The 21,838-nt window shown below is 49.8% G+C and carries 14 protein-coding genes and 1 rRNA gene; 9 read left to right on the top strand and 6 right to left on the bottom strand.

From position 1 onward, the window contains the following. The 5 genes from rrf to D6024_RS20160 all read left to right on the top strand — a co-directional run. Positions 1–79 (top strand): 5S ribosomal RNA (gene rrf / locus D6024_RS27720); the annotation flags it as partial. Between the two features lie 141 nt (positions 80–220). Continuing rightward, positions 221–1,144: a sugar phosphate isomerase/epimerase family protein gene (locus D6024_RS20175; RefSeq protein ID WP_121356563.1), complete on the top strand. Its 924-nt coding sequence runs from the start codon at positions 221–223 to the stop codon at positions 1,142–1,144. Positions 1,145–1,245: 101 nt separating this feature from the next. Then, positions 1,246–2,946 (top strand): GMC oxidoreductase, encoded by a 1,701-nt coding sequence (locus D6024_RS20170; protein WP_121356562.1) that lies wholly within the window; start codon positions 1,246–1,248, stop codon positions 2,944–2,946. A 321-nt stretch (positions 2,947–3,267) separates the two neighbouring features. Continuing rightward, positions 3,268–3,648 (top strand): hypothetical protein, encoded by a 381-nt coding sequence (locus D6024_RS20165; protein WP_121356561.1) that lies wholly within the window; start codon positions 3,268–3,270, stop codon positions 3,646–3,648. Between the two features lie 240 nt (positions 3,649–3,888). Next, positions 3,889–4,644 carry a 3-keto-disaccharide hydrolase gene (locus D6024_RS20160; RefSeq protein WP_205573331.1) on the top strand — a complete coding sequence of 252 codons (756 nt, stop codon included), beginning with the start codon at positions 3,889–3,891 and terminating at the stop codon, positions 4,642–4,644. A gap of 16 nt (positions 4,645–4,660) precedes the next feature. On the opposite strand, the gene D6024_RS20155 is transcribed toward D6024_RS20160, so the two are convergent. Beyond that, positions 4,661–4,903, bottom strand: coding sequence for a hypothetical protein (locus tag D6024_RS20155; protein ID WP_121356559.1), 243 nt, complete (start codon positions 4,901–4,903; stop codon positions 4,661–4,663). Positions 4,904–5,065: 162 nt separating this feature from the next. Here D6024_RS20155 and D6024_RS20150 point away from each other — a divergent pair, with 162 nt between their 5' ends. Next, positions 5,066–5,920: a phytanoyl-CoA dioxygenase family protein gene (locus tag D6024_RS20150; protein ID WP_121356558.1), complete on the top strand. Its 855-nt coding sequence runs from the start codon at positions 5,066–5,068 to the stop codon at positions 5,918–5,920. A gap of 56 nt (positions 5,921–5,976) precedes the next feature. Here D6024_RS20150 and D6024_RS20145 read toward each other — a convergent pair whose 3' ends face one another. The 5 genes from D6024_RS20145 to D6024_RS20125 form a co-directional block, all read right to left on the bottom strand. Further along, positions 5,977–6,780 (bottom strand): SIMPL domain-containing protein, encoded by an 804-nt coding sequence (locus tag D6024_RS20145; RefSeq protein WP_121356578.1) that lies wholly within the window; start codon positions 6,778–6,780, stop codon positions 5,977–5,979. 209 nt (positions 6,781–6,989) lie between these two features. Next, entirely contained in the window at positions 6,990–8,396 is a 1,407-nt protein-coding gene (locus D6024_RS20140; protein ID WP_121356557.1) for a c-type cytochrome domain-containing protein, read from the bottom strand. Between the two features lie 17 nt (positions 8,397–8,413). Beyond that, the gene (locus D6024_RS20135) at positions 8,414–9,346 is read right to left on the bottom strand and encodes a sugar phosphate isomerase/epimerase family protein (RefSeq protein ID WP_121356556.1); all 933 of its coding nucleotides are present in this window, start codon (positions 9,344–9,346) and stop codon (positions 8,414–8,416) included. 17 nt (positions 9,347–9,363) lie between these two features. Continuing rightward, a complete protein-coding gene (locus tag D6024_RS20130; RefSeq protein WP_121356555.1) occupies positions 9,364–10,872 on the bottom strand; it encodes a DUF1501 domain-containing protein in 1,509 nt (502 codons plus the stop codon). 15 nt (positions 10,873–10,887) lie between these two features. Then, positions 10,888–13,656: a DUF1553 domain-containing protein gene (locus D6024_RS20125; RefSeq protein WP_121356554.1), complete on the bottom strand. Its 2,769-nt coding sequence runs from the start codon at positions 13,654–13,656 to the stop codon at positions 10,888–10,890. A 488-nt stretch (positions 13,657–14,144) separates the two neighbouring features. Between D6024_RS20125 and D6024_RS20120 the strand changes: the two genes are divergently transcribed. From D6024_RS20120 to D6024_RS20110, 3 genes are all read left to right on the top strand, one after another. Then, positions 14,145–17,285, top strand: coding sequence for a SusC/RagA family TonB-linked outer membrane protein (locus tag D6024_RS20120; protein ID WP_240410102.1), 3,141 nt, complete (start codon positions 14,145–14,147; stop codon positions 17,283–17,285). A 19-nt stretch (positions 17,286–17,304) separates the two neighbouring features. After that, on the top strand, positions 17,305–19,101 hold the full coding sequence (locus D6024_RS20115; RefSeq protein WP_121356553.1) for a RagB/SusD family nutrient uptake outer membrane protein: 1,797 nt from the start codon (positions 17,305–17,307) through the stop codon (positions 19,099–19,101). A gap of 166 nt (positions 19,102–19,267) precedes the next feature. Further along, positions 19,268–21,676: a DUF4982 domain-containing protein gene (locus tag D6024_RS20110; RefSeq protein WP_121356576.1), complete on the top strand. Its 2,409-nt coding sequence runs from the start codon at positions 19,268–19,270 to the stop codon at positions 21,674–21,676. Positions 21,677–21,838: the final 162 nt, after the last annotated feature.

The raw sequence follows: 21,838 nt of genomic DNA, 5'->3' as shown, positions 1-21,838 counted from the left end.
CCATTCCGAACAGAGAAGTTAAGCCCCTCATGGCCGATGGTACTGCACCACAATGCGGGAGAGTAGGTAACTGCCATATTTATTAAAAAAAAGCCTTTCAGAAATGAAAGGCTTTTTTTATGCACATCACCGAAAAATGAAAAGGAAGGGTGACTTTCTTTGCCTCGCATTCAAAGGTCATTCTGTATCTTGGTTGGACTTTAAATAGTCACATTCCGCAATGAACCCCATTTCCCGTAAACAGTTTCTGCAGAATTCTTCATTTTTTTTAGCAGCGTTGGCTGCAGGTCCAGTTCTTGGCTTTAGTAGAAAACCAGAGCCTGTTTTAGCTTTTTCCACATTGGGTTGCCCCGACTGGTCTTTTCAGCAGATTACTGATTTTGCTGCACAACATGGCTACAAAGGCATTGAAGTGAGAGGCATTCGCCGCCAAATGGATTTGCCACTCTGTGAAGAATTTCGTTCAGAAGAAGCGAGGAAGAAAACGCTTGCAATCATGAAACAGAAAGGCTTGCTTTTTGTGAATTTAGGTTCTTCCACAACATTGCACTTTCGCGAAGGAACTGAACGGCAAAAGAATTTGGCAGATGGAAAACGTTTCATCGATCTTGCCAACCAACTCGATTGCCCTTACGTAAGAGTGTTTCCGAATAATTTTCCAAAAGAGCAGGAAAAAAACGAGACCATAGATTTAATAAGTAAAGGATTGTTGGAGCTAGGCGATTATGCCAGGGATAAAAAAGTAACGGTGCTCCTGGAAACCCATGGTGATGCGGTCAGGGTAGACGATCTGGTAACCATCATGCAAGCTGCTAAACATTCGAATGTTGGTTTGATTTGGGATGTGGCAAACATGTGGACGATCACCAAAGAGCCGCCGGATGAAGCCTACAGACAATTAAAAAATTATATCAGGCACACGCATATCAAGGACGCCAAACTGATAGATGGCAAAATCCAATACACGTTTCTCGGAGAAGGCGACGTTCCTATTTTTGAAGCGATCGATGCACTGGCAAAAGGTGGTTATAAAGGGCATTACAGCTTTGAATGGGAAAAGCTGTGGCACCCGGAAATTGCCGAGCCGGAAATCGCATTCGCCGACTACCCCGTTAAAATGAAAAACCATTTCAACAGTCGGTAGAATGGTTAGTTTGTGGTTTACAGCTAAACTATTTTTTTACAACAAAGCCAAACGAAAGGAGCAGCTAATATCCTTCTATAAATACCTTAAATTATTTTTCGATGCCTGGCGACTCAACACGCATCAATATAAAAGCAAGGAAGCAAAATACCTATGACGCTATAGTTGTTGGTTCGGGTATCAGTGGCGGCTGGGCAGCCAAAGAATTATGTGAAAAAGGGCTGAAGGTATTACTACTTGACAGGGGCCGCAACGTGACCCATGGCGAGTATCCCACTGCTACCAAAGCGCCATGGGAATTCCTGCACCGACTGAACTTAAGTGAAGCAGATAAAAAGCAAAACTTTATACAGAGCCGCCATTACTCTTACCGCGAGGACAACAAACATTTCTACATTAACGACAGCGAGAATCCTTACGAAGAGATCAAGCGTTTCGACTGGATACGCGGTGACATTGTAGGCGGCCGTTCGCTGCTTTGGGCAAGGGCCTGCTATCGATGGAGCGATCTTGATTTTGAAGCCAACCTGAAAGACGGTCATGGCGTAGATTGGCCAATCCGGTATAAAGACATCGCTCCATGGTACGACTATGTCGAGTCCTTTATTGGCGTCAGCGGTAACAGGGACGGCATATCTGTGATCCCGGATGGGCAGTTTCAACCTCCATTTGAAATGAACTGCGTGGAAAAGCATTTCAAAGTGCAGGTGGAAAAATCCTTTCAAGACCGGAACGTGATTATAGGCCGAACCGCCAACCTAACCAAGCCAGTGAAAGGCCGTGGGCAGTGCCAGGCCCGTGATCTTTGCCACCGCGGCTGCCCTTACGGCGCTTATTTCAGCACCAATGCCAGCACCATTCCGGCCGCTTACGATACGGGCAATCTTACCGTACGGCCGCATTCGCTGGTGAACCGGGTACTGTACGATGAGCAAAAGCAAAAAGCAAGTGGTGTTGAAATCATCGATACGGCGACCAAACAAACCGAGGAGTTTTATGCAAAGCTTATTTTCCTCAATGCTTCCACGGTAGCCACTGCTTCCATCTTATTGAATTCAATCTCTTCCCGTTTTGCAACCGGGCTTGGGAACGGCAGCGACCAGGTGGGCCGCAACCTGATGGATCACCACAAAGGACTTACGTTTTCGGCGCAGGTCGATGGTTTCGAAGACAGTTATTACTATGGCCGCCGGCCTACCAACATTTACATTCCACGCTTTCGAAATGTGGCAGCTCAGCACCCGGGTTTTGTTCGTGGTTATCATTTTGGTGGCAACGCCTACCGTTCGCGGCATCAAAGCGACATTCCGGTTGGCGCAGCGCTGAAAGAAACCTTATCTGAATTAGGGCACTGGCAAATGAGCCTGTATGCCTTTGGCGAATGTTTGCCGTACCAGGAGAACCGCATCACCTTGAACAAAGACAAAAAAGACCAATGGGGGCGTCCGCTGATTGCCGTCGACTGTGCGTTTAAAGAAAACGAGAAAGCCATGCATGCAGATGTGGTGGAAACAGGCAAAGAGATACTGGACGCGTCTGGCTTCAAAAACGTTTCCGTCAGGGGGAGTATTTCGTTTCCCGGCAATGCCAACCACGAAATGGGAATTGCCCGCATGGGAAACGATCCCGGTACCTCGGTACTGAACAGGTTCAATCAAATGCACGAAGTGCCCAACGTCTTTATTACAGATGGATCCTGTATGACGTCAGGATCTTGCGTCAATCCCTCTCTTACCTATATGGCATTGATCGCCAGGGCCTGTGATCATGCCGTCAGGGAAATGAAGAAGATGAACCTGTGAACGCTAGGCATGCAATCCCTTCCTGTAACCCGATTGTTGGCAATGTTGATCTTCATGAATTCCAACGCAAACAGCAAGACAGTTCTGCTTCAAAAACGATGTCAAGTCCTTCCATTTTCTGCGCAGATTTAGTTCCTACTTATTGAAAGGCACTGTTCGCTTTCCTCCCATTTTGCCGGCAAACAAATACGGCACAATTTGTGGCTTTACAAACTATAGCCAGCGATCTTTTTGCTGCATTTATTGCAGCGATCTCCACCACATTACCGCCCCGGTTATTAAGAGGTATTATTTTATTGATAAACCTTTAAATATTGAACGATGGAAGAAAAGAATAGAAAAAACAGAATCGAAGAGCGCAGAACAGCTGACCAGGACGATCCAATGACAACAAGGGAGGTTATTCGTGAGGTGCAGGGCAATCCGGATATGGATTTGAATGATTTAAAGGACACTGATCAACAGACAAGTAGCAGCGGTGAAAGTGGTCCCGGTGCGTTTGGTACCGACAGAACAAAAGGGATGAATTACACACCCAATGACGCATCGGGTGTTCGCAGTGGCGGCTTCGCCGATATGGATGACCAGGCAGCCGGCGGCGCCGGGCATAATTCGGGTTTCCGGCATGGAATGGGTTCGGACCTCCATCCAAAGAAAGGTGTTACAGGAAGTGATTATGATGGGCAAAATCCCACCTCCTAGGTCACCTGCGAGGCGATAATTGATAGACACTTTGAAAGCAGTTCCTTGCCCGTAAGCATACGGGACAAGGAACTGCTTTTTTATGAATCGTTTCGTTGATGACAGCGGTTCTATGGTGCCTTATCCTTTACCGTCACCTCATTATGCGAAAACAAAATACCCGTATTTTACCTCTGCAATCTTATTCGCCTGTAAGAACTGTTTTGCTGCCGGTTGCAGATAGAATTCTAAAACGTTGATATGAACAGAATGTACTCAGGTACTTTGTCTGGTATGCTTTGCCTCGTCCTGCTATCCGCGTTCAACTCAGGGCCGAGTGAAGTTATAAAGGAAAAAGAAAGCAGGAGCGTTGGTCTCGAAAAGACGGTTTCGAATACCGCTGCACAGGGCTGGCGGCCATTATTCAACGGAAAGGACCTCACCGGCTGGAAGCACGTCGGCAAGGGCAGCATGTCGGTGGAGGATGGTCTTATCCGCGGCCACGGCGGCATGGGCCTGCTCTACTACACAGGCGAAAAATTCAGCAACTGCACCATTCGCGTGGTGTACAAAATGCAAAAGGAAAACAGTAATTCCGGCGTGTTCATTCGTATCCCGATCGAGCCCAGGGAAGAATGGATGCCGGTGTTTTACGGCTACGAAGTGCAGATCGACAACAATCCCGAAGCATCAAACGAAGACGATACCCACGCCACCGGCTGTCTCTACTCAATGACGAAAGCGTTATCCAGACCCGGTAAGCCCGGACCGCAGTGGAACACGATGGAGATCACACTGGATGGTCTTCGCACCATTGTAACTGTTAATGGCGTTAAAGTCACGGATTACAAAGAAGGCGACCCGGTACCGGAGCGCAAATTTGACTTCGAACCTTTTCGCGGTCCCCGTCCGCTTGCCGGATTTATCGGCCTTCAGAATCATGGCGAGGATGATGTGGTGTACTTCAAAGAAGTATCGGTTAAGCCGCTCGCCGGCAATAAAGCTAAAGGGAGATAATTGCCATCGCTATCGCTTATTTTACGATGCTCTCAATCGCTTCTGCAATGGCTTTTAAAAGATCGGTTGGAACAGAACCGGCCGTTTTCTCCGGGTCAACAATCGCCCGGTAATTTCGCTCTTCGTCGGGCTCAAACGCCACGTCTATGCCATTGACATTGACCAAAATGCGATGGGTGTAGCCAAGCTGTTGCAGCTGCGCCGGGAAAAGCCGTTCTTCTCCGTTGAATAGAACCGGCAGGTCAAAAGGTTCGTCCATTCTTCCTGTTTCTTCAGTCGATGCAAATGCTTCGCCAGATGCTCGGAATGAGTCATTTTTTTTCACGAAAACAGACATTTACGGGCCGTTCAGAAGGCTTGAACATAAGCCGGAAAGTTGTAGTTTAGCCATCCTTAATTCACTTAACAAACTTCTTGCTATATGTCTTTTCAATTAACACCGGAACAGGTTTCTGCCTACCATCGTGATGGATTTGTCTTTGTGCGCAACTTCTGTTCGTCAGGGGAAATTGAGCGTTTGTACGGCACGGCACTCGAAGACGACGCCATGCGTAAAAATGCACTTGATTTGAATGATCAAAGTGGAAAAAAAACCAAACTCTCGCTTTGGTTCACACCGGGCAACGACGTGTTTGGCTACCTCACCCGCAGCGAAAAAATGGTTCACTCTGTGGGCCAGCTACTCGACAGCGATGCACCGGTCTGTCATTTTCACTCCAAGCTGATGCAAAAGGAGCCGCGGGTGGGCGGTGCCTGGGAGTGGCACCAGGACTATGGGTACTGGTACAAAAACCAGTTCATGTTTCCCGACCAACTGATTTCGGTGATGGTGGCGCTGACGCCAGCCAACAAGGAAAACGGCTGCCTGCAGGTGATTAAAGGTTCGCACAAATTAGGACGCGTCAATCACGGTTTTTCCGGCGAACAGGTAGGTGCCGATATGGTGATGGTGAACAATGCGCTTAAAACAATGGAACTGCTTTATTGCGATTTGCAGCCCGGCGATGCCCTGTTCTTTCATCCCAATCTTTTGCATCGTTCGGAAGCTAACTTATCCGATCAGCCGCGCTGGTCGATCATTTCCTGCTATTGCTCGCAATCCAATCTTGCCTACAATGAAACGTCGACGTCGTGGAAAACGCCTGTCTCCATTGTACCCGATGAGTCTATTTTGAATTGGGCCGCCGAGTCGCTTTCCAACGCCGATTTTCTGAAAAAGGAAAATGACCCGGCACTAAAAGAAACAGGGTGGGAGAAGGAAGTGGATGTGAAATAACATCCGCTTCACCGATGTGAAAACGGTGAAGAAACAAAGGGTTTGAATGATCAATTTCAGTTCGCGATCTCGTATTCAGAGATCACCTTCCGCTTAAATTCCAGGACCTCGGGGGAGATTTTGAAGCCTCTTCCACCGTAGGCTTTTGAATAGGTGTTGATCTGTTCGCCGGAAGAAAACGTTTCTTCATCACCGTTTGTGCCAACGGTGTTGCTCATATAGACCAGCTTTCCCAATTGCACATTGGCACGGCTGCAAAGTTTGTTGGCCGATTTCAGCGCATCATCATAAGCCAGGAGATCGGCTTCCCTGAACAAACTGTCGGATTTTGAATGCCCGAACTGTATGCCGGAAATGCTGTTGATCTTTGTTTCCAGCAGCTTGCCGGTAAGTTCTGTAAATTTCTCAATGTCGTTCAACACAAAGTCGATTGACTGCGAGGCCTGGTAGCCGGTAAATACCGGCCTTCTGCCATCGTAGTTGTAGTCTTTGTTGGCAGAAATGCTGCTGGTCTTGATGTCGTTTTCTTTGCTGCCATAGTGCTCCAGTATACTGACAACCGAATCGACTGTTCCCTGGGTCATCCGCACGGCATCAACCATTCTTGGCTGGGTAAAAGAAACGTTGAGGGTAAGGATAACCAGGTTTGGCTTGACCCTGATCTTGCCTTCACCGGCCACTTTGATCGTTTCTTTTTTTGTTTCTGCAGGGTTGCAACAGGCAAGGAAAACCAGCGCCGCAAAAAACAGGCAGGTTGTAAAATAAGGGGGACGTTGACCGACGTTTTTTCTTTTTAAATAGCCTGTTTTCGTAAACGGGGAACTGTGAAGTAAGCAGTGGGGAGCAATTGGTTGGTGCATGTGGTTTTTTAGGTGAGATGCATTGCTTTTTTTATTCCATAGATTTTCCAAAATTGTTTGTTCAATTTTCTGCATCTCTGGTAAAAGTGTTTTCGGCTTCAAAAGTCCTGGGCACTGTTTCGTCGACGCTTTTTGGATAAAGCTCCCTTCTTAACACTCCCGAGGTTTTTAAAACCCGCAGTGCCCGAACTCTTGAAAAACAGCCGGTCTTATTTTACCTGTGGTTTGCTAAGTCTTGTCGTATCGCTTTCGAGGAAGGGAATCGAATAGCCACCAATGTCGATCAGCGCTTTGGAAAAGCGCTTGCGCAGCAGGGCCGTATCTTCTTTTCCAATACCGGTTCCATACAGGTAAAGCGACTGCAGTTTTTTCAACGAATCCAGTTGTGAAACGCCGGCCGCCGTCACCTTCGTGCCGACCAGCGATAACACCTGGAGATTGTGTAACCCGTTCAGCAACGCCAATCCTTTGTCCGTAATGGCCGTGTTGTTCAGGTAAAGCAAGGTGAGATTTGTGCATCCGCTAATGGTGGCCAACGCTTTATCGGAAATTTTTGTGTCACTTAGTTTTAGCCAGACCAGTTGCTTCTTCAGCGGCAGCAATAAGTTTACCTGTTCATCCGTCAGGTTCGGAGCAGTCACGAAATTGGCCTGCAGGTAATTACTCTCCTGCGCTACCGGCACCACTACCACACCTGCTTCCCTCAGTGCCCGAATGGCATTTTCATCTCCCTTTTCAACCGACGCTGCCGGCACAGTAGCGGGAGCTTTGGGCTGCAGATGGTTGCTTTGCAAGGCCAGCAAAACAGGCTTCAGCTTTTCGGGTTGCGGCAGGTCCTTAACCTTTTTTGTAAAATCGGCACCCTGGTCAATCCACCAGTGGATCAGGGCAAGTTCCCTTTCGTTTACCTGTGGCTTTGCCTTCGGCGGCATGTGGTGTTCGTCTTCCCGTGGCAACAAAAGGCGCTTGACCATTTCACTTTGGTCGGATTTGCCTGCCAGGATAATTTCGCCGTCTTTTCCACCCTTCATCAGCAATTGTGGATCATCCATGCGAAGGCCGCCTTTCTGCCTGCGGGCCGAATGGCAACTATAGCATTTGGTTTGCAGCACGGGCTGAATGACGTCGTTGTATACGTTTGCTTCCTGGATGTTGGCGATCGGTTTTCTTTTGGGAAGTGTATCGCTAATGGGTTCCAGGCTTGCGGTTAAATAATCGCTACCGTGAGTCAGTGAACCTCCAAGGTGTCCTGTAAGAATGATCAGCATGAGCAGAGAGATGGAGGTGGCTTTCGTGACCATGTCATTTTTCTTCACCAAAATCCGTTGCATGAAGAGGAGAGATGCCGCTGCCACACCAATGCCCATCCACATATGCCAGCTCACCAGGTCGTCGTCATAATCGCCGCTTCCCGAAAGTAAAAAGCCGGTTATGCACGACAGGATAGCCGAGAACGTGCCGATCAGCAGAACAATCTTGATAACCGGCTCGGAAACGTTGTATTTGGGATAGGCCGAAAGCCATTGAAGTAAAATACCAATCAGCAGGATGCCGATGGGCAAGTGTACCAAAACGGGATGAAAGCGTCCGATGAATTCAGTGACGGTGAGCAGCACAAAAACTGGTTTAGGATTCAGGATGCATAACGCTTGCGCAAGGTATGCATCATATAGGCATTGATCGCCCACTGGTCGGCCAGTGGCTGGCGGGTATAGGGCGTGGTGGGCATATAATCGGGCGGACCAAACTCCGTTAGAATCGTCAGACGGCCGCCGCTTGCTTTTTTTCGTTCGACAATTTTATCCCACCAGTCGAAATGCGCTTTTACAGCCGCTTCCCATTCCGGCGCTCTCGGATCATTCACCTGCGGGCCTTCCGGATGCCCAATGCGGGCATGAATGTGTTCGGTATGGGCCAGCGCCAGCGCAATGTTTTCCGGCTGGTCCTGCAGCAGCGATTCGCTGACGTTGCACCAGTGCGATACGTCGAACGTGATCTTGAGGTCAGGATTTTTTTGCAGGTATTGTTTTGCTACAGGTGCCGCAAACAGCATGCGTGAGCGATGTGTTTCGTGGCAGATAAGAATGCCTGTTTGTTTTGCCAGCGTAGTGGTGTGATCTATAAATGCCTGGTTTTCGTCCACGCTAAAAAAATCCTTACCGGAGTGGCAGTTGATATAAAGGGGCCGTTGAATCTTGTTGGTCGCAGCGGCATCAATCATTTTTTTGAAATAGGGAAGGTGTTCCTCGAAGGTGCTGTGATAAGCACCTACCAAAAAGCCCACCTCGAGGTTATATTTTTTTAAGGCGGCAAACAGTTCATCCTGGCCTTTTTGTTCCATCGGCCACCAGATCTCGATGCCGTCGTAACCTTCTTTTTTTACCTTATTGCAATACGCATCTAGCGTGCCTTCAAACCCCCAGTTGGTAGCCAGGATTTTCAGGTCAAAATTTTTATTTTCCATATTCGTTGACATAGGCGTGGCAAACGTATTAAAAGATGAAAGAAAGAATGCAGAAGATGCCGATACGGTTGTCTTGATAAATTTTCGTCGGGTATTGTGCATGTTGTTTTTCGCTTGGGTTACGTGATGATTTCTTCAATGACCTTTCCCGAAACATCCGTTAAACGGAACGGTCTGCCCTGGTATTGATAGGTGAATTTTTCGTGATCGAAGCCCAACTGGTTGAGCAGGGTTGCCTGGATATCATGTGGCGTGACCTTGCCGCTGATGGCGCTATAGCCGATTTCATCGGTCTCGCCGTACGTCACGCCTTTGCGGATGCCGCCACCCGCCATCCACATCGTAAACGCTTCCACGTGGTGATCGCGTCCTTTAAAAGGGTTTTGCTTGCCTTCGCGGTTTTCCATCATTGGCGTACGGCCAAACTCGCCGCCCCACACCACCAGTGTTTCTTCCAGCAGTCCACGTTGTTTCAGATCGAGGATCAGGGCCGTCATGGCGCGGTCTACTTCGCGGCATTTGTTGATGAAGCCAATGTCAATGGCAAGCGATGCATCGGTACCGTGGCTGTCCCAGCCCCAGTCGAAGATCTGTACAAAGCGGACGCCTTTTTCCACCAGTTTCCGGGCTAAAAGAATGTTGTTGGCCAGTGCTGCCTTGCCCGGTTTCGTCCCATAGAGGTCGTGAATGTATTGCGGTTCGTTGTTGATGTTCATCACTTCCGGAGCCGCGATCTGCATTTTGTAGGCCATTTCGTACTGCGAAATGCGGGAGAGAATTTCCGGGTCGTTGTATTCTTTGTACTCTTCTTCGTTCACCTTGTTGATGGCATCGATGGAGGCCTTGCGCAGGTCGCGGTCCATACCTGCCGGATCTTTGATGAACAGCACCGGGTCGCCTTCGCTGCGGCATTGCACGCCCTGGTAAACCGAAGGCAGGAAGCCGCTGCCCCACACGCTTTTGCCGGCATCAGGAAACTTACCACCGGAGGTCAGTACCACAAAGCCGGGAAGGTTTTGGTTTTCTGTTCCCAATCCATAGGTAACCCACGATCCGATGCTTGGTCTGCCCAATCGTGCGCCACCGGTTTGCATCAGCAGTTGCGCCGGCGCATGATTGAACTGGTCGGAACTGCAGGCTTTCAGAAAACTGATTTCGTCAACGATTTTGGAAAAATGCGGCAGGTGCTCGCTCACCCAGGCGCCGCTTTGCCCATACTGCGCAAACTTTGCCTGTGGTCCCAGCATCTTCGGTACACCACGGATAAAGGCAAACCGTTTTCCTTCGAGCAAAGAAGGCGGGCAATCCTGGCCATCCAGCTTCATCAGCTCCGGTTTGTAATCGAACATTTCCAGTTGCGAAGGAGCACCGGCCATGTGCAGGTAAATAACGCTTTTGGCCTTGCCGGGAAACATGGGCAGCTTGGGTGCCAGCGGGTGTGCCGGGTCGAAATCAACCGCTGCCGGCTTTCCCGCACCGAGACTACAGGATTGCAGCAGTGAGCCCAGGGCCAGTCCGCCAAAGCCCATCGCACATTCCTTCAGGAAATGGCGCCGCGTGTGCATGCGGATCATCGCTTCCTCTGCCTCTTTCACCAACCGCTGGTTATGGATTTCTTTTTGCGTCATGCAAGCGTTTTGACATTAATTTTTGGTAATGACTTCATCCAGGTTCAACAGGGCATTTGCCGTTACGACCAGTGCGGCCGTTTCGGGATTGTTATGCGAGTCGTTCACGCCAATCATCTCGCAGGTTTTCACCGGGTCGCTTTTAAATTTGGAATACGCTGCGGTATAAAGCATTTGCAACGCTGCCAGCTTCGCCGCATTGATTGGCCTGAACAAAAGCAATTCGTAGCCCTTGCTGATCGCTGTCTTTACATCGCCTGTTTTTGCTTCCTGTTGCATCCGGTAAGCCAGTTTTCGCGACAGGTCAAGATAGGCGGAATCGTTCAGCGTAACCAGCGCCTGCAGCGGTGTATTGGTTCGAATTCTGCGCGACACACACACTTCTCTTCCCACCGCATCGAACGTAATCATCGAAGGATAAGGGGCTGTACGTTTCCAGTATGTGTAGAGTGCCCGCCGATACTGTTCTTCACCCTCGCTTCGTTTCCAGTACTCGCCATTCCAGGGCGACATCCAAATGCCTTCGGGCTGCCAGGGCATGTTGCTGGGGCCATAAAGTTTTTTACTCAGCACGCCACTGGCCGCGAGTGCCTGATCGCGAACCTGCTCTGCCGATAAACGGACACGCATGCCGCGTTCGAAATATTTATTGGTAGCATCTTTTTCCAATGCTTCTTTGCTCACTTTCGAATCCTGCCGGTACGTCGCGGAAAGAACGATTTCTTTCAACAGCTTTTTTACACTCCAATTGAAATCGTACATGAACTGCCAGGCAAGAAAATCCAGTAATTCTTTATGCGTGGGTTCGGCCCCCTTCGTGCCCATGTCTTCCAATGTTTCCACCAAACCGGTTCCAAACAATTGCTCCCATAAGCGGTTCACCATTGTTCGTGCGGTCAGCGGATTTTTCTTGTCGGTAAGCCAATACGCAAGGCCCAGGCGATTTTTTGGTGCGTTAGACGGAAACGGGTTCAGTGATTTTGGTACGCCGGCTTCCACTTCTTTTCCCTTCACGAGCCAGTTGCCCGCTACAAAAACATTCGTTTTACGGTGAAGGGATGAAGGATTGTCCACCATGATCGGCGTGGTGGGCACATCTTTCGTGAGCAAGGTCCACCAGGTTTGCCGGATCGAGTCATAGCCCGCTTTTTCCTTCCCGGGAAAGTTTTTTGTGAAGTAAAACCAGTCAAATAACATCCCGTTATCCGTTGGTTTTTTCAGGGTTGGGTTGATGTAGGCAAAGTAGAGGTCATGGGTGCCTTTTTGTGCAGGAATATCGATGCGCTGTATCTGCCATCCCTTTGTTTGCGGAACCGAAATGGTTTTTACAACCGGGCCGTTCGGCTGATCCAATCGAATCGTCCACACACCACCGGGAGCAAAACTCATGTACCGGACCAACAACTGGTCGGCATCCTCCAGGTCAACCTGTGAAAGCCGTGCGGATGCCCTGTTGCGAAAAGCCAGCCATTTGGTATCACTCAATTCACTGTTCACAAACTGGTCGGCGCGAATGGAATTGATCGCAGGCTGCCATGTTTTTAGAAACCGGGAGATTTCTTTTGCCTTTTCGCTGTAATTGTTTTGCTGCAACCAATGCACGACCGTTTTGATTTTTGCACTGTCCTCTGCAGAATAGTGGCGAAGAAGCGGATAGTCGGCATTGGTGTCTTCATCCCGCGTGTCGTTGAAAAAGGCCATGAATTGGTAATATTCCTCGTGGGTAAACGGATCGTAGGGATGGCTGTGACATTGCACGCAGGCAAAGGTGGTGCCCAGTAAACTTTGCCAGGTTGTATTCACACGGTCGATGACGGCTGCCGTTCTGAATTCTTCATTATCGGTGCCGCCTTCATCATTTGTCATCGTGTTGCGATGAAAGGCGGTGGCAATGAATTGTTCGTCGGTGGCATCGGGCAAAAGATCGCCGGCCAGTTGTTCGATGAGAAACTGGTTATACGGTTTGTCTTCGTTAAATGCTTTGATCAGCCAGTCGCGGTAACGCCAGATGCTGCGGCCTGCATCGCGTTCGTAACCCTTGGTATCAGCATAGCGGGCCAGGTCAAGCCAAACAGCGGTCCAGCGTTCGCCATAGGCAGGCGATGCGAGTAAGGCATCGACCAATCGTTCGTATGCCTGTTCATGATTGTCCTGTAAAAATTGCTGCGCCAGTTGCGGAGAAGGAGGGAGGCCGGTCAGGTCAAGACTAACCCGCCGGAGAAGCGTTGCTTTGTCAGCTTCCGGCGATGGCTCCAGCTTGTGTTCTTCACGTTTTTCTGCAATAAAATAATCAATGTCGTTTTTTGCCCAGGCTTTTTTCCCTGAAGAAAAAAGTCCCAGTAAAGAAGTCGTCGGGTTGGGCACCTCCACTTTTTGCACTGGTGCATAAGCCCAATGCACACCCCACGTTGCTCCCTGCCTGATCCACTGCGTCAAAGTTGCAATTTCATCCTTGCTAAGTGGCTCGTGCTGGTACGGCATGCGTTCCTCGGGATCCGTTAACCGGAGCCGCCGGATCATCTCGCTTTGGTCGGGCTTTCCGGGTACGATTCCATAATGACCCGACTTCAATTTCGCCACGGCTTCTTCACGGAACAAAAGACTAAAGCCACCTTGCTTTTTCACGCCGCCATGGCAGCTGATGCAACTCCTGTTCAGGATCGGTTTGACCTGTGTATTGAAGTCGACTGCAGGCCGGTGTGTACTGAAAACGGCAAGGGCACCAAGGGCCAGCAAGGTGATCGGTAGGATAATCGTTTTTCGGTTGGCAAGCAAATGTTTCATGTCTGAATTGCAGTGGCGCAGAAGTAGGGAATGTACTAAAAATACAAGAAATGCTTTTCCGGCAGTGTTTAAAACTTTTTACAAAAAATTTTGGTTATCTAAATTGGAGCGTTTAGTTTTATTAAGTGTAAAATCGACGTTTATTGTGGGTGATTGCCTGATTGTTTGACTTTTTAAACTGCTGTATGGAAAGGACAACTGTAACACCATTCAACGATTGCATTCCATTTCGATTCTTATCTGTTCCCCTAAAACATTGTTGATTATCCGTTACGCTGTCTGAGCAGTTCGCCTCGGCCGGTTTGCTGTGTCTTTTCGGATTCAAAGAAGACGGCCGTGGTTGTTGTAAACATTGATGATTGCAATGCTTTGTTATGCAGAAAAACCAAACCCAAGCGTCCATACGTCCACCGACCTAACGATTTGTTTTTCCTTTCGGGAACGGTCGGTTCAACCTCTATTTTCTTTCTTCAAAATCACCTATTCATATGAATCATTTCCACACACAACAAAACCAGTTTTTGCTCCGGCGCCTGCACCGGCAAACCGCTTTGCGGGCTATGTTCCTGCTTTGCTTTGCAGCCACCTCTATGCTGCTGTTTGCACAGCAAACCATTCGCGGTAAAATTACCGGCGAAGGTGGTACGGCCATCCCGGGTGCCACAGTGCAGGTAAAGGGAACCGCAACGGCCACACAAACGGATGCCGGCGGACAGTTTACCATAACAGCGCCGGGCAATGCGACCCTGGTCGTTTCCTCGGTGGGCTTCGAACCACAGGAAATCAAAGTCAACAACCGCTCCAGCGTGAATGTTGAAATGCGTTCCACGTCCGCTGAATTGCAGCAGGTCGTTGTCGTTGGTTACGGAACGCAGCGAAAAGCAACTTTAACCGGGTCGGTAACAGCCGTAAAAGGTTCCGAAATCACCAAGTCGCCGACCATCAATGTGAGCAACAGCCTTGCCGGACGCTTGCCAGGATTGGTGACTGTTACACCGAGTGGCGAGCCGGGTTATGATGGCACAGTGCTGCGCATCCGAGGCATCAACACCCTTGGCAACAACGACCCGCTGGTGGTGGTAGATGGTGTTCCCGGCCGATCATTAGAGCGCCTCGATCCAAACACGATTGAAAGTATAACAGTGTTGAAAGATGCATCGGCCGCCATCTATGGAGCACAGGCTGCCAACGGTGTAATCCTTGTTACCACCAAGCGGGGAAAGGTCGGCAAACCCACGATTACCGCTTCTTTCAACCAGGCTTATAGCCGTCCCACCCGCCTCCCGAAGATGGCCGATGCCGCCACCTATGCCATTATGCTGAACGAAATCAACGATTACGCAGGCCGTGCGCCGAAATTTTCTAACGAGGAAATCCAGAAATACCGCTCCGGTGTTGATCCCTGGCGCTATCCCAACACGGATTGGTTCAGCGAGGTGCTACGCCCCTGGTCGGGACAAAACCAGGCCAATGTCTCCATCAACGGAGGCTCGGAGGCAATGCGGTATTTTGTTTCACTGACAAAGCGTTCGCAGGAGGGTTTTTATTACAACAGCGGAACCAAGTTTGGCCAATACGACCTGCGTACCAACCTTGATGGCAATATCAACAAGAACATTAGCTTCGGCTTCGATGTTGCCGGCCGCATGGAGGACCGCAACTTTCCCACCCGCTCTGCCGGAAGCATTTTCCGTATGGTCATGCGGGGCAAGCCCAACGAGATCGCCTACTGGCCCAATGGTCTTCCGGGTCCCGATATTGAATATGGCGACAACCCGGTGGTGGTGAGCACAAAGGCCACTGGATATGATCACGATAAGCGCTATGTGGTAAACACCAACGGCCGGATCAACATCAAGGTGCCGCAGGTGCCTGGTCTTTCACTGACCGGTAATGCGGCAATTGATAAGACCTTCCAGTTTCACAAGCTCTGGCAAACGCCATGGACGCTGTACTCATGGGATGGAACCACGGTTGACCAGGCCGGCAACCCTGTTGTAAAACCGGCATCGAAAGGTTTTGCCAGCCCTGCGCTTACAGAAGAAATGAATGACCGTCAAAACATCTTACTGAACGGCCTTGTGAATTACGAGCACCGTTTTGCTGGTGGCCACAATGGAAAAATCCTTTTTGGTGCGGAACGTATTTCTGGCAACGGTGATTACTTCAGTGCGTACCGCCGTAACTTCCAGACAGCTGTTATTGACCAATTGAGCTTTGGTGCTCAAGACCAATTCATGTCAAACAGCGGGACAGCTTACCACCAGGCACGCCTGAACTATTTTGGTCGTGTGAACTACGACTTCAGAGAAAAGTTCCTGGCAGAATTTGTTTGGCGTTACCAGGCCTCTTACATCTTTGAGAAGAGTCACCGTTGGGGCTTCTTCCCGGGGGTGTCGCTGGGATATAAAATTTCAAATGAAGATTTCTTCCGCAACAATGTTTCATTCATCAACGACCTGAAATTGCGGGCTTCCTGGGGAAGAACAGGTAATGATCAAATTCCTGAATGGAACTATCTCACCACGTATGCAGAAGGTGGCATGCGGGCACAGTCCTGGAACCCACCGCTGCCGTTTATCACCAATGGCAGCACGGAAAACAAAACCTTGTATGAAGTGCAGGTGCCCAATCCCATGGCAACCTGGGAGTCGGCCGATCAGCGCAACGTTGGCTTTGATGCACAACTCCTAAAGGGGCGCCTCTCCGTAACCGCCGATTATTTTGTGTACAAGCGTTCGGACATCCTGATCAAGCGCCGCAATTCCATTCCGGGTACGGCAGGCTTTGAAGCACCGGCCGAAAACATCGGCAAAACATCCAACCGCGGTTTTGACTTTTCCATTAACTACAACAACAATGCGGGCAAGCTGTCTTATACCGTTGGCTTTAATGGCGGTTATCAAAAGAACCGCATTGATTTTTGGGACGAGGCCGATGGTGTTCCTGCCAATCAAAAAACCACGGGCTATCCGATTGGAAGCAGCCTTTATTACAAAGCCATCGGCATCTTTCACACGCAGGCCGATGTTGAAAAATACCCGCATTGGAGCAATGCCCGCCCGGGAGACGTGATCTTTGAAGATCTTTCCGGTCCAGATGGGAAACCTGACGGCAAGATTGACGGTTGGGACCGGATTCGCATTTACCGCAGCGATATTCCCCGCTTCACCGGCGGCATTACGGGTAACCTGCAATACCTCGGTTTTGAACTGTCGCTGCTGATCCAAGGCGCTGCAGGTGCTGTCCGTTACATCAGCACCGAGTCGGGCGAGATTGGAAATTTCCTGCAGTCGTTTGCTGAAAACCGCTGGACAAAAGATAACCCCAATGCCTCGGGACCCCGCACCTTTAACAGGGGAAACGAGTACTGGGTAGGACAAGGCAATACCAACTGGCTGCAAAGCACCGATTACATCCGCCTGAAGAACATTGAGCTTGGCTACAACCTGCCCGCTTCTTTGTTAAGCAAGGCCGGTATGCAAGGCCTCCGGGTGTATGTAAATGCTTACAACCTGCTGACGTACAGCCCCAAGTTCAAGGACTTTGATCCTGAATTGGGCACGGGCAGCGGTCAGGGTTACCCCCTGCAAAAAACCATCAACCTGGGTGCTTCTGTAACATTCTAAAAACACAACTTTGTCAATCATGAAACGTATCATTTCCTGGATTTTTTTGGCAGCGATTGTGTCAAGCGCTGCTTCGTGTAAAAAAGATTTTTTGGATATTGCGCCGCTGGACAGGTATTCCGACGAGCAGGTGTGGAAAGACCCCGCGCTGGCGCAAACGTTTGTCAACAACATCTACCTCGGCATACCGCATGGCTTCAGCAACATCATGATGTCTTCGATGGTGGATGAAACAAGTTATAATGCCGATTTTGGGACCAGCAACGTCACCAAAAGCCTGCTCACGCCATCCGATATTGGCATTTTTGACCAGGGTTTCTGGACTGCCAACCGCCAGCGCGGCGTGCAATGGAACGCGGTGTACAAGTTTGTCCGTGCGGCCAACTTATTCTTCGAAAAAATTGAGGCTTCACCCATTGCCGATGCGGATAAAAACCGACTGAAAGGGGAAGCTTATTTTCTCCGGGCTTACCTGTATTCAAACCTGGTGTCCATGTACGGTGGCGTTCCCATCATTAAAAAAACATTCGGCCTTGGTGAGGATTATTTTGTTGCCCGTAACTCGTTTGATGATTGTATAAAATTTATTGTCTCCGACCTTGACGAAGCCGCAAATCTGTTGCCGCTGACACAAAGCGGTGTTAACAAAGGCCGTGCAACCAAAGGCGCCGCCCTGGCCCTGAAGTCAAGAATGTTGTTGTTGGCAGCCTCTGATCTTTACAACACCGGCAGTGCCTGGGCCGGTGGCTATGCCCACAAAGAATTGATCGGTTACGTTGGTGGCGACCGTACAGCACGCTGGCAGGCAGCAAGAGATGCGGCAAAAGCGGTGATTGACCTGAAGCTTTATGATCTGTACAAACCCGATCCGGCAAATGCGGCCGAAGCTACCAAAAACTATGGTGACATCTTCCTGCAGAAAGAAACAACGGAAGACATTTTTGTCCGCTATTTCACGGCAAAAATTGACGAAAACTGGGACGGCTATAACCCGGGCCTGTACAACAACCCGAACGGCTGGCATGGCTGGGGTAGCAACACGCCGATCGGCCAGCATGTGGATGCCTACGAAATGGCGGATGGCTCCAAGTTTGACTGGAATAATCCCGCTCATAAAGCAAAGCCTTACGAGAACCGGGATCCGCGTTTTTATGCATCTATCAACTTCGATGGCGCCAAATGGAGGCCGCGTCCTTCCGATGCCGCCGGCCGCGACCCGGTTGGCATTGTGCAAACAGGTTATTATGAAAAGCCTGACGGTACATTGATCCCCGGTTTGGATACACGAAACAGCCCGCTGGAAGACTGGAACGGTACGTACACCGGTTACTACATGCGCAAGTTCATCGACCCTTCCATCAATGCACAGTATGACAAACAGGAGCAGCCATGGCGCTACATCCGCTATGCAGAAATTCTGTTGAACTATGCCGAAGCTTCCCTGGCTTTGGGTGATGAAGTAGAGGCAAGAAAATACATCAACATGATCCGGAAGCGGGCCGGCATGCCGGCTGTAACCGAATCCGGTGCTGCGCTGGTTGAGCGTTACCGCAACGAACGCCGCATTGAACTGGCGTTTGAGGATCAGCGTTTCAGTGATGTGCGCCGCTGGATGATTGCGCCGCAAGCCTATCAGAATGCGCAAGGTATCAGCATCCGGTACAAAGTGGATGCAGCCGGTAACGTCATTTCCGCACCTGTTTACACGGTGATCAATGCACAGGACAGGGCCTGGAATCCACGGTTCTATTTCCTGCCGATTACGATGGATGAAATGAACAGGAACAAGAACCTGATTCAAAACCCGTTGTATTAACAGTTTTAAACGATAAAGTAAGCTGCCGCAAAGCAGCTTACTTTTTTTATGAGGTAAACCAAACAACAAAACAATCCATTGATATTACCTGCAGTGTATGATAAAAATGTTTCGTGGCTTTTTCTTTTGCTTGGTACGTAATGGTTTTGCCAAAAATCACTATCAGATGAACAAGAAATTTCTCATCGTTTTCCTGCTGCAGATCCCTATCAGCACGTTTGCACAAAACACAAACGGCACGTTTCTTTTCGACAACGACTGGCGCTTTTACCGCGGTGGTGCACAGGGTGCCGAAAGCCCTTCTTTTGTCGACAAAAACTGGCGCAGGATAGATCTTCCACACGATTGGAGTATTGAAGACCTGCCCGGTACTTCCTCGCCTTTCAGTCCGGCTGCCATCAGCCAGGTGAGTGGAGGATTTACCACGGGAGGAACAGGATGGTATCGCAAAACATTTCGCGTGCCGGCGGCGCAGAAAGGCAGGCGGACGATCATCCAGTTTGATGGCGTGTACATGAACGCCGATGTATGGATCAATGGCAAAAGCCTGGGAACGCATCCCTATGGATATACGTCGTTTTGGTACGACATTTCTGACCAGTTGAACGTTGATGGCAAAAATGTGCTGGCCGTGAAAGTGCGCAACGAGGGGGAAAACAGCCGTTGGTACAGTGGTTCGGGAATCTACCGGCACGTATGGCTGATTGTGACCAACCCGGTGCACCTGGCCCACTGGAACACCTTCGTGAATACGCCGCAGGTAACAGAAAATTCTGCCGCTATCAATATAAAAACAACCGTTCGCAATGACGGTGAGGCGGATGCCGCGGCAACGGTCGTCACGCGGATCATCGATCCAAAAGGGACGGAAGTTGCACGGGCCGAGACCAAACGCTCTGTGGGCAAAAAACAATTTACTGAGGTGGTACAGGATGTTTCCGTCAATCGCCCGCAACGCTGGTCGATTGACACGCCAAACCTTTACAAAGCGGTTATAGAGGTTCAAACCGGAACTGGAATAACAGATCGCACCGAAACGGCCTTTGGTATCCGATCCCTTTCGTTCGATGCAAAAAACGGTTTTCAACTAAACGGTCATCCCCTGAAGATCAAAGGCGGTTGTGTGCATCACGACAACGGGCCTTTGGGCGCAAGAGCTTACGACAGGGCAGAAGAACGCAGGGTGGAGCTGCTCAAGGCCGCCGGTTACAATGCCATTCGTTCGGCGCACAATCCGCCATCACCAGCCTTCCTGGACGCCTGCGACCGGTTGGGCATGCTGGTGATCGATGAAACGTTTGATATGTGGAGCGAAGGAAAAAATCCTGCAGACTACCATCTTTTTTTCAAGGACTGGTGGCAGCGCGACGTGGAAAGCATGGTGCTGCGGGACCGCAATCATCCGTCTGTTTTCCTGTGGAGTATTGGAAATGAAATTCCCGAAAGGGGACGGCCGGAAGGCGTGCAAACTGCACAAATGCTGACCGGTTACATCAAAAAGCTGGACCCGACAAGGGCAGTAACGTCGGCGGTAAACGGGCTTCAGCCGGATAAGGACCCTTATTTCGCTGCCCTCGATGTAGCGGGCTATAATTATGCGTTTGGTGGCGATCACAATACCAACAGTTTGCACGAAGTGGATCATGAGCGGGTACCGCAGCGGATCATCGTTGGCACAGAATCCTACCCGCTGGAAGCCTTTGGCGCCTGGATGGAAGTCGTAGATCACCCGTACGTGATTGGTGATTTTGTATGGACAGCCTTTGACTATATCGGTGAAGCGTCGATTGGCTGGCGGGGGTATTTCCAATACGCTAATTTTTACCCTTGGAATCTTGCCTATTGCGGCGATATCGATATCTGCGGCTGGAAGCGTGCGCAGTCCTATTACCGCGATGCCTTGTGGAAAGAAAACCAGGTTTCCCTTTTCGTAAAACCGCCGCAGCCATCGTTCGAGCCAAATCCAAACCGCGAATCCTGGAGCAAATGGCATTGGGACGATGTAGTAGCCGACTGGAACTGGAAGGGTTATGAAGGCAAGCCACTGCAGGTGAACGTGTACTCTTCCTGCGACGAGGTAGAATTGTTTTTAAATGGAACGTCGATAGGCCGGAAACGGACCGACCGCTCAACCAGATACATGGCAGTGTTTGATGTTCCTTACAAGGCTGGCGTATTGAAAGCGATCGGCTACCGAAATGGGCAGCAGGTAAAGACAATGGATTTGAGCACTGCAGCAACACCGGACCGAATAAAGCTGACGGCGGACCGCACAAAACTGGTGGCCAACAACCAGGACCTAGCCTATATAACTGTTGAATTGCTGGATAGTAAAGGGAAACGGAATCCGAAAGCAACCAACCTGGTTCAGTTTACTCTCAGCGGGCCCGGAAAAATTGTGGGTATTGGCAATGCCAATCCGGTTAGCCTCGAAAGCTACCAGCAACCGAAACGGAAAGCATGGCAGGGCCGGTGCCTGGTTGTGGTAAAAACGGAGAAATCCAAAGGCACAATCAGCCTGACTGCAAAGGCAGCCGGCTTGCCACTGGCCACAATTGCCCTTCAATCCAATTGAGATAGGAGAAGACGCTTCTGCCGTTTCGCTTCGGTAGCCTGTTGGGGATTGCGATATTGGGACTGCGTGATAGCAGAAATATCCTAGAATCTTCCTGTCAAATGGGTAACAACGATAGATCGTAATGTGAAGAACGGAACGGAAAGGAAAAAAGAATGCCTG

The organism is Flavisolibacter nicotianae (genome assembly GCF_003628535.1).
GTDB lineage: Bacteria > Bacteroidota > Bacteroidia > Chitinophagales > Chitinophagaceae > Flavisolibacter > Flavisolibacter nicotianae.
The sequence above is the reverse complement of the archived record's forward strand: the minus strand, read 5'-3'. Positions and strand labels throughout refer to the sequence as shown.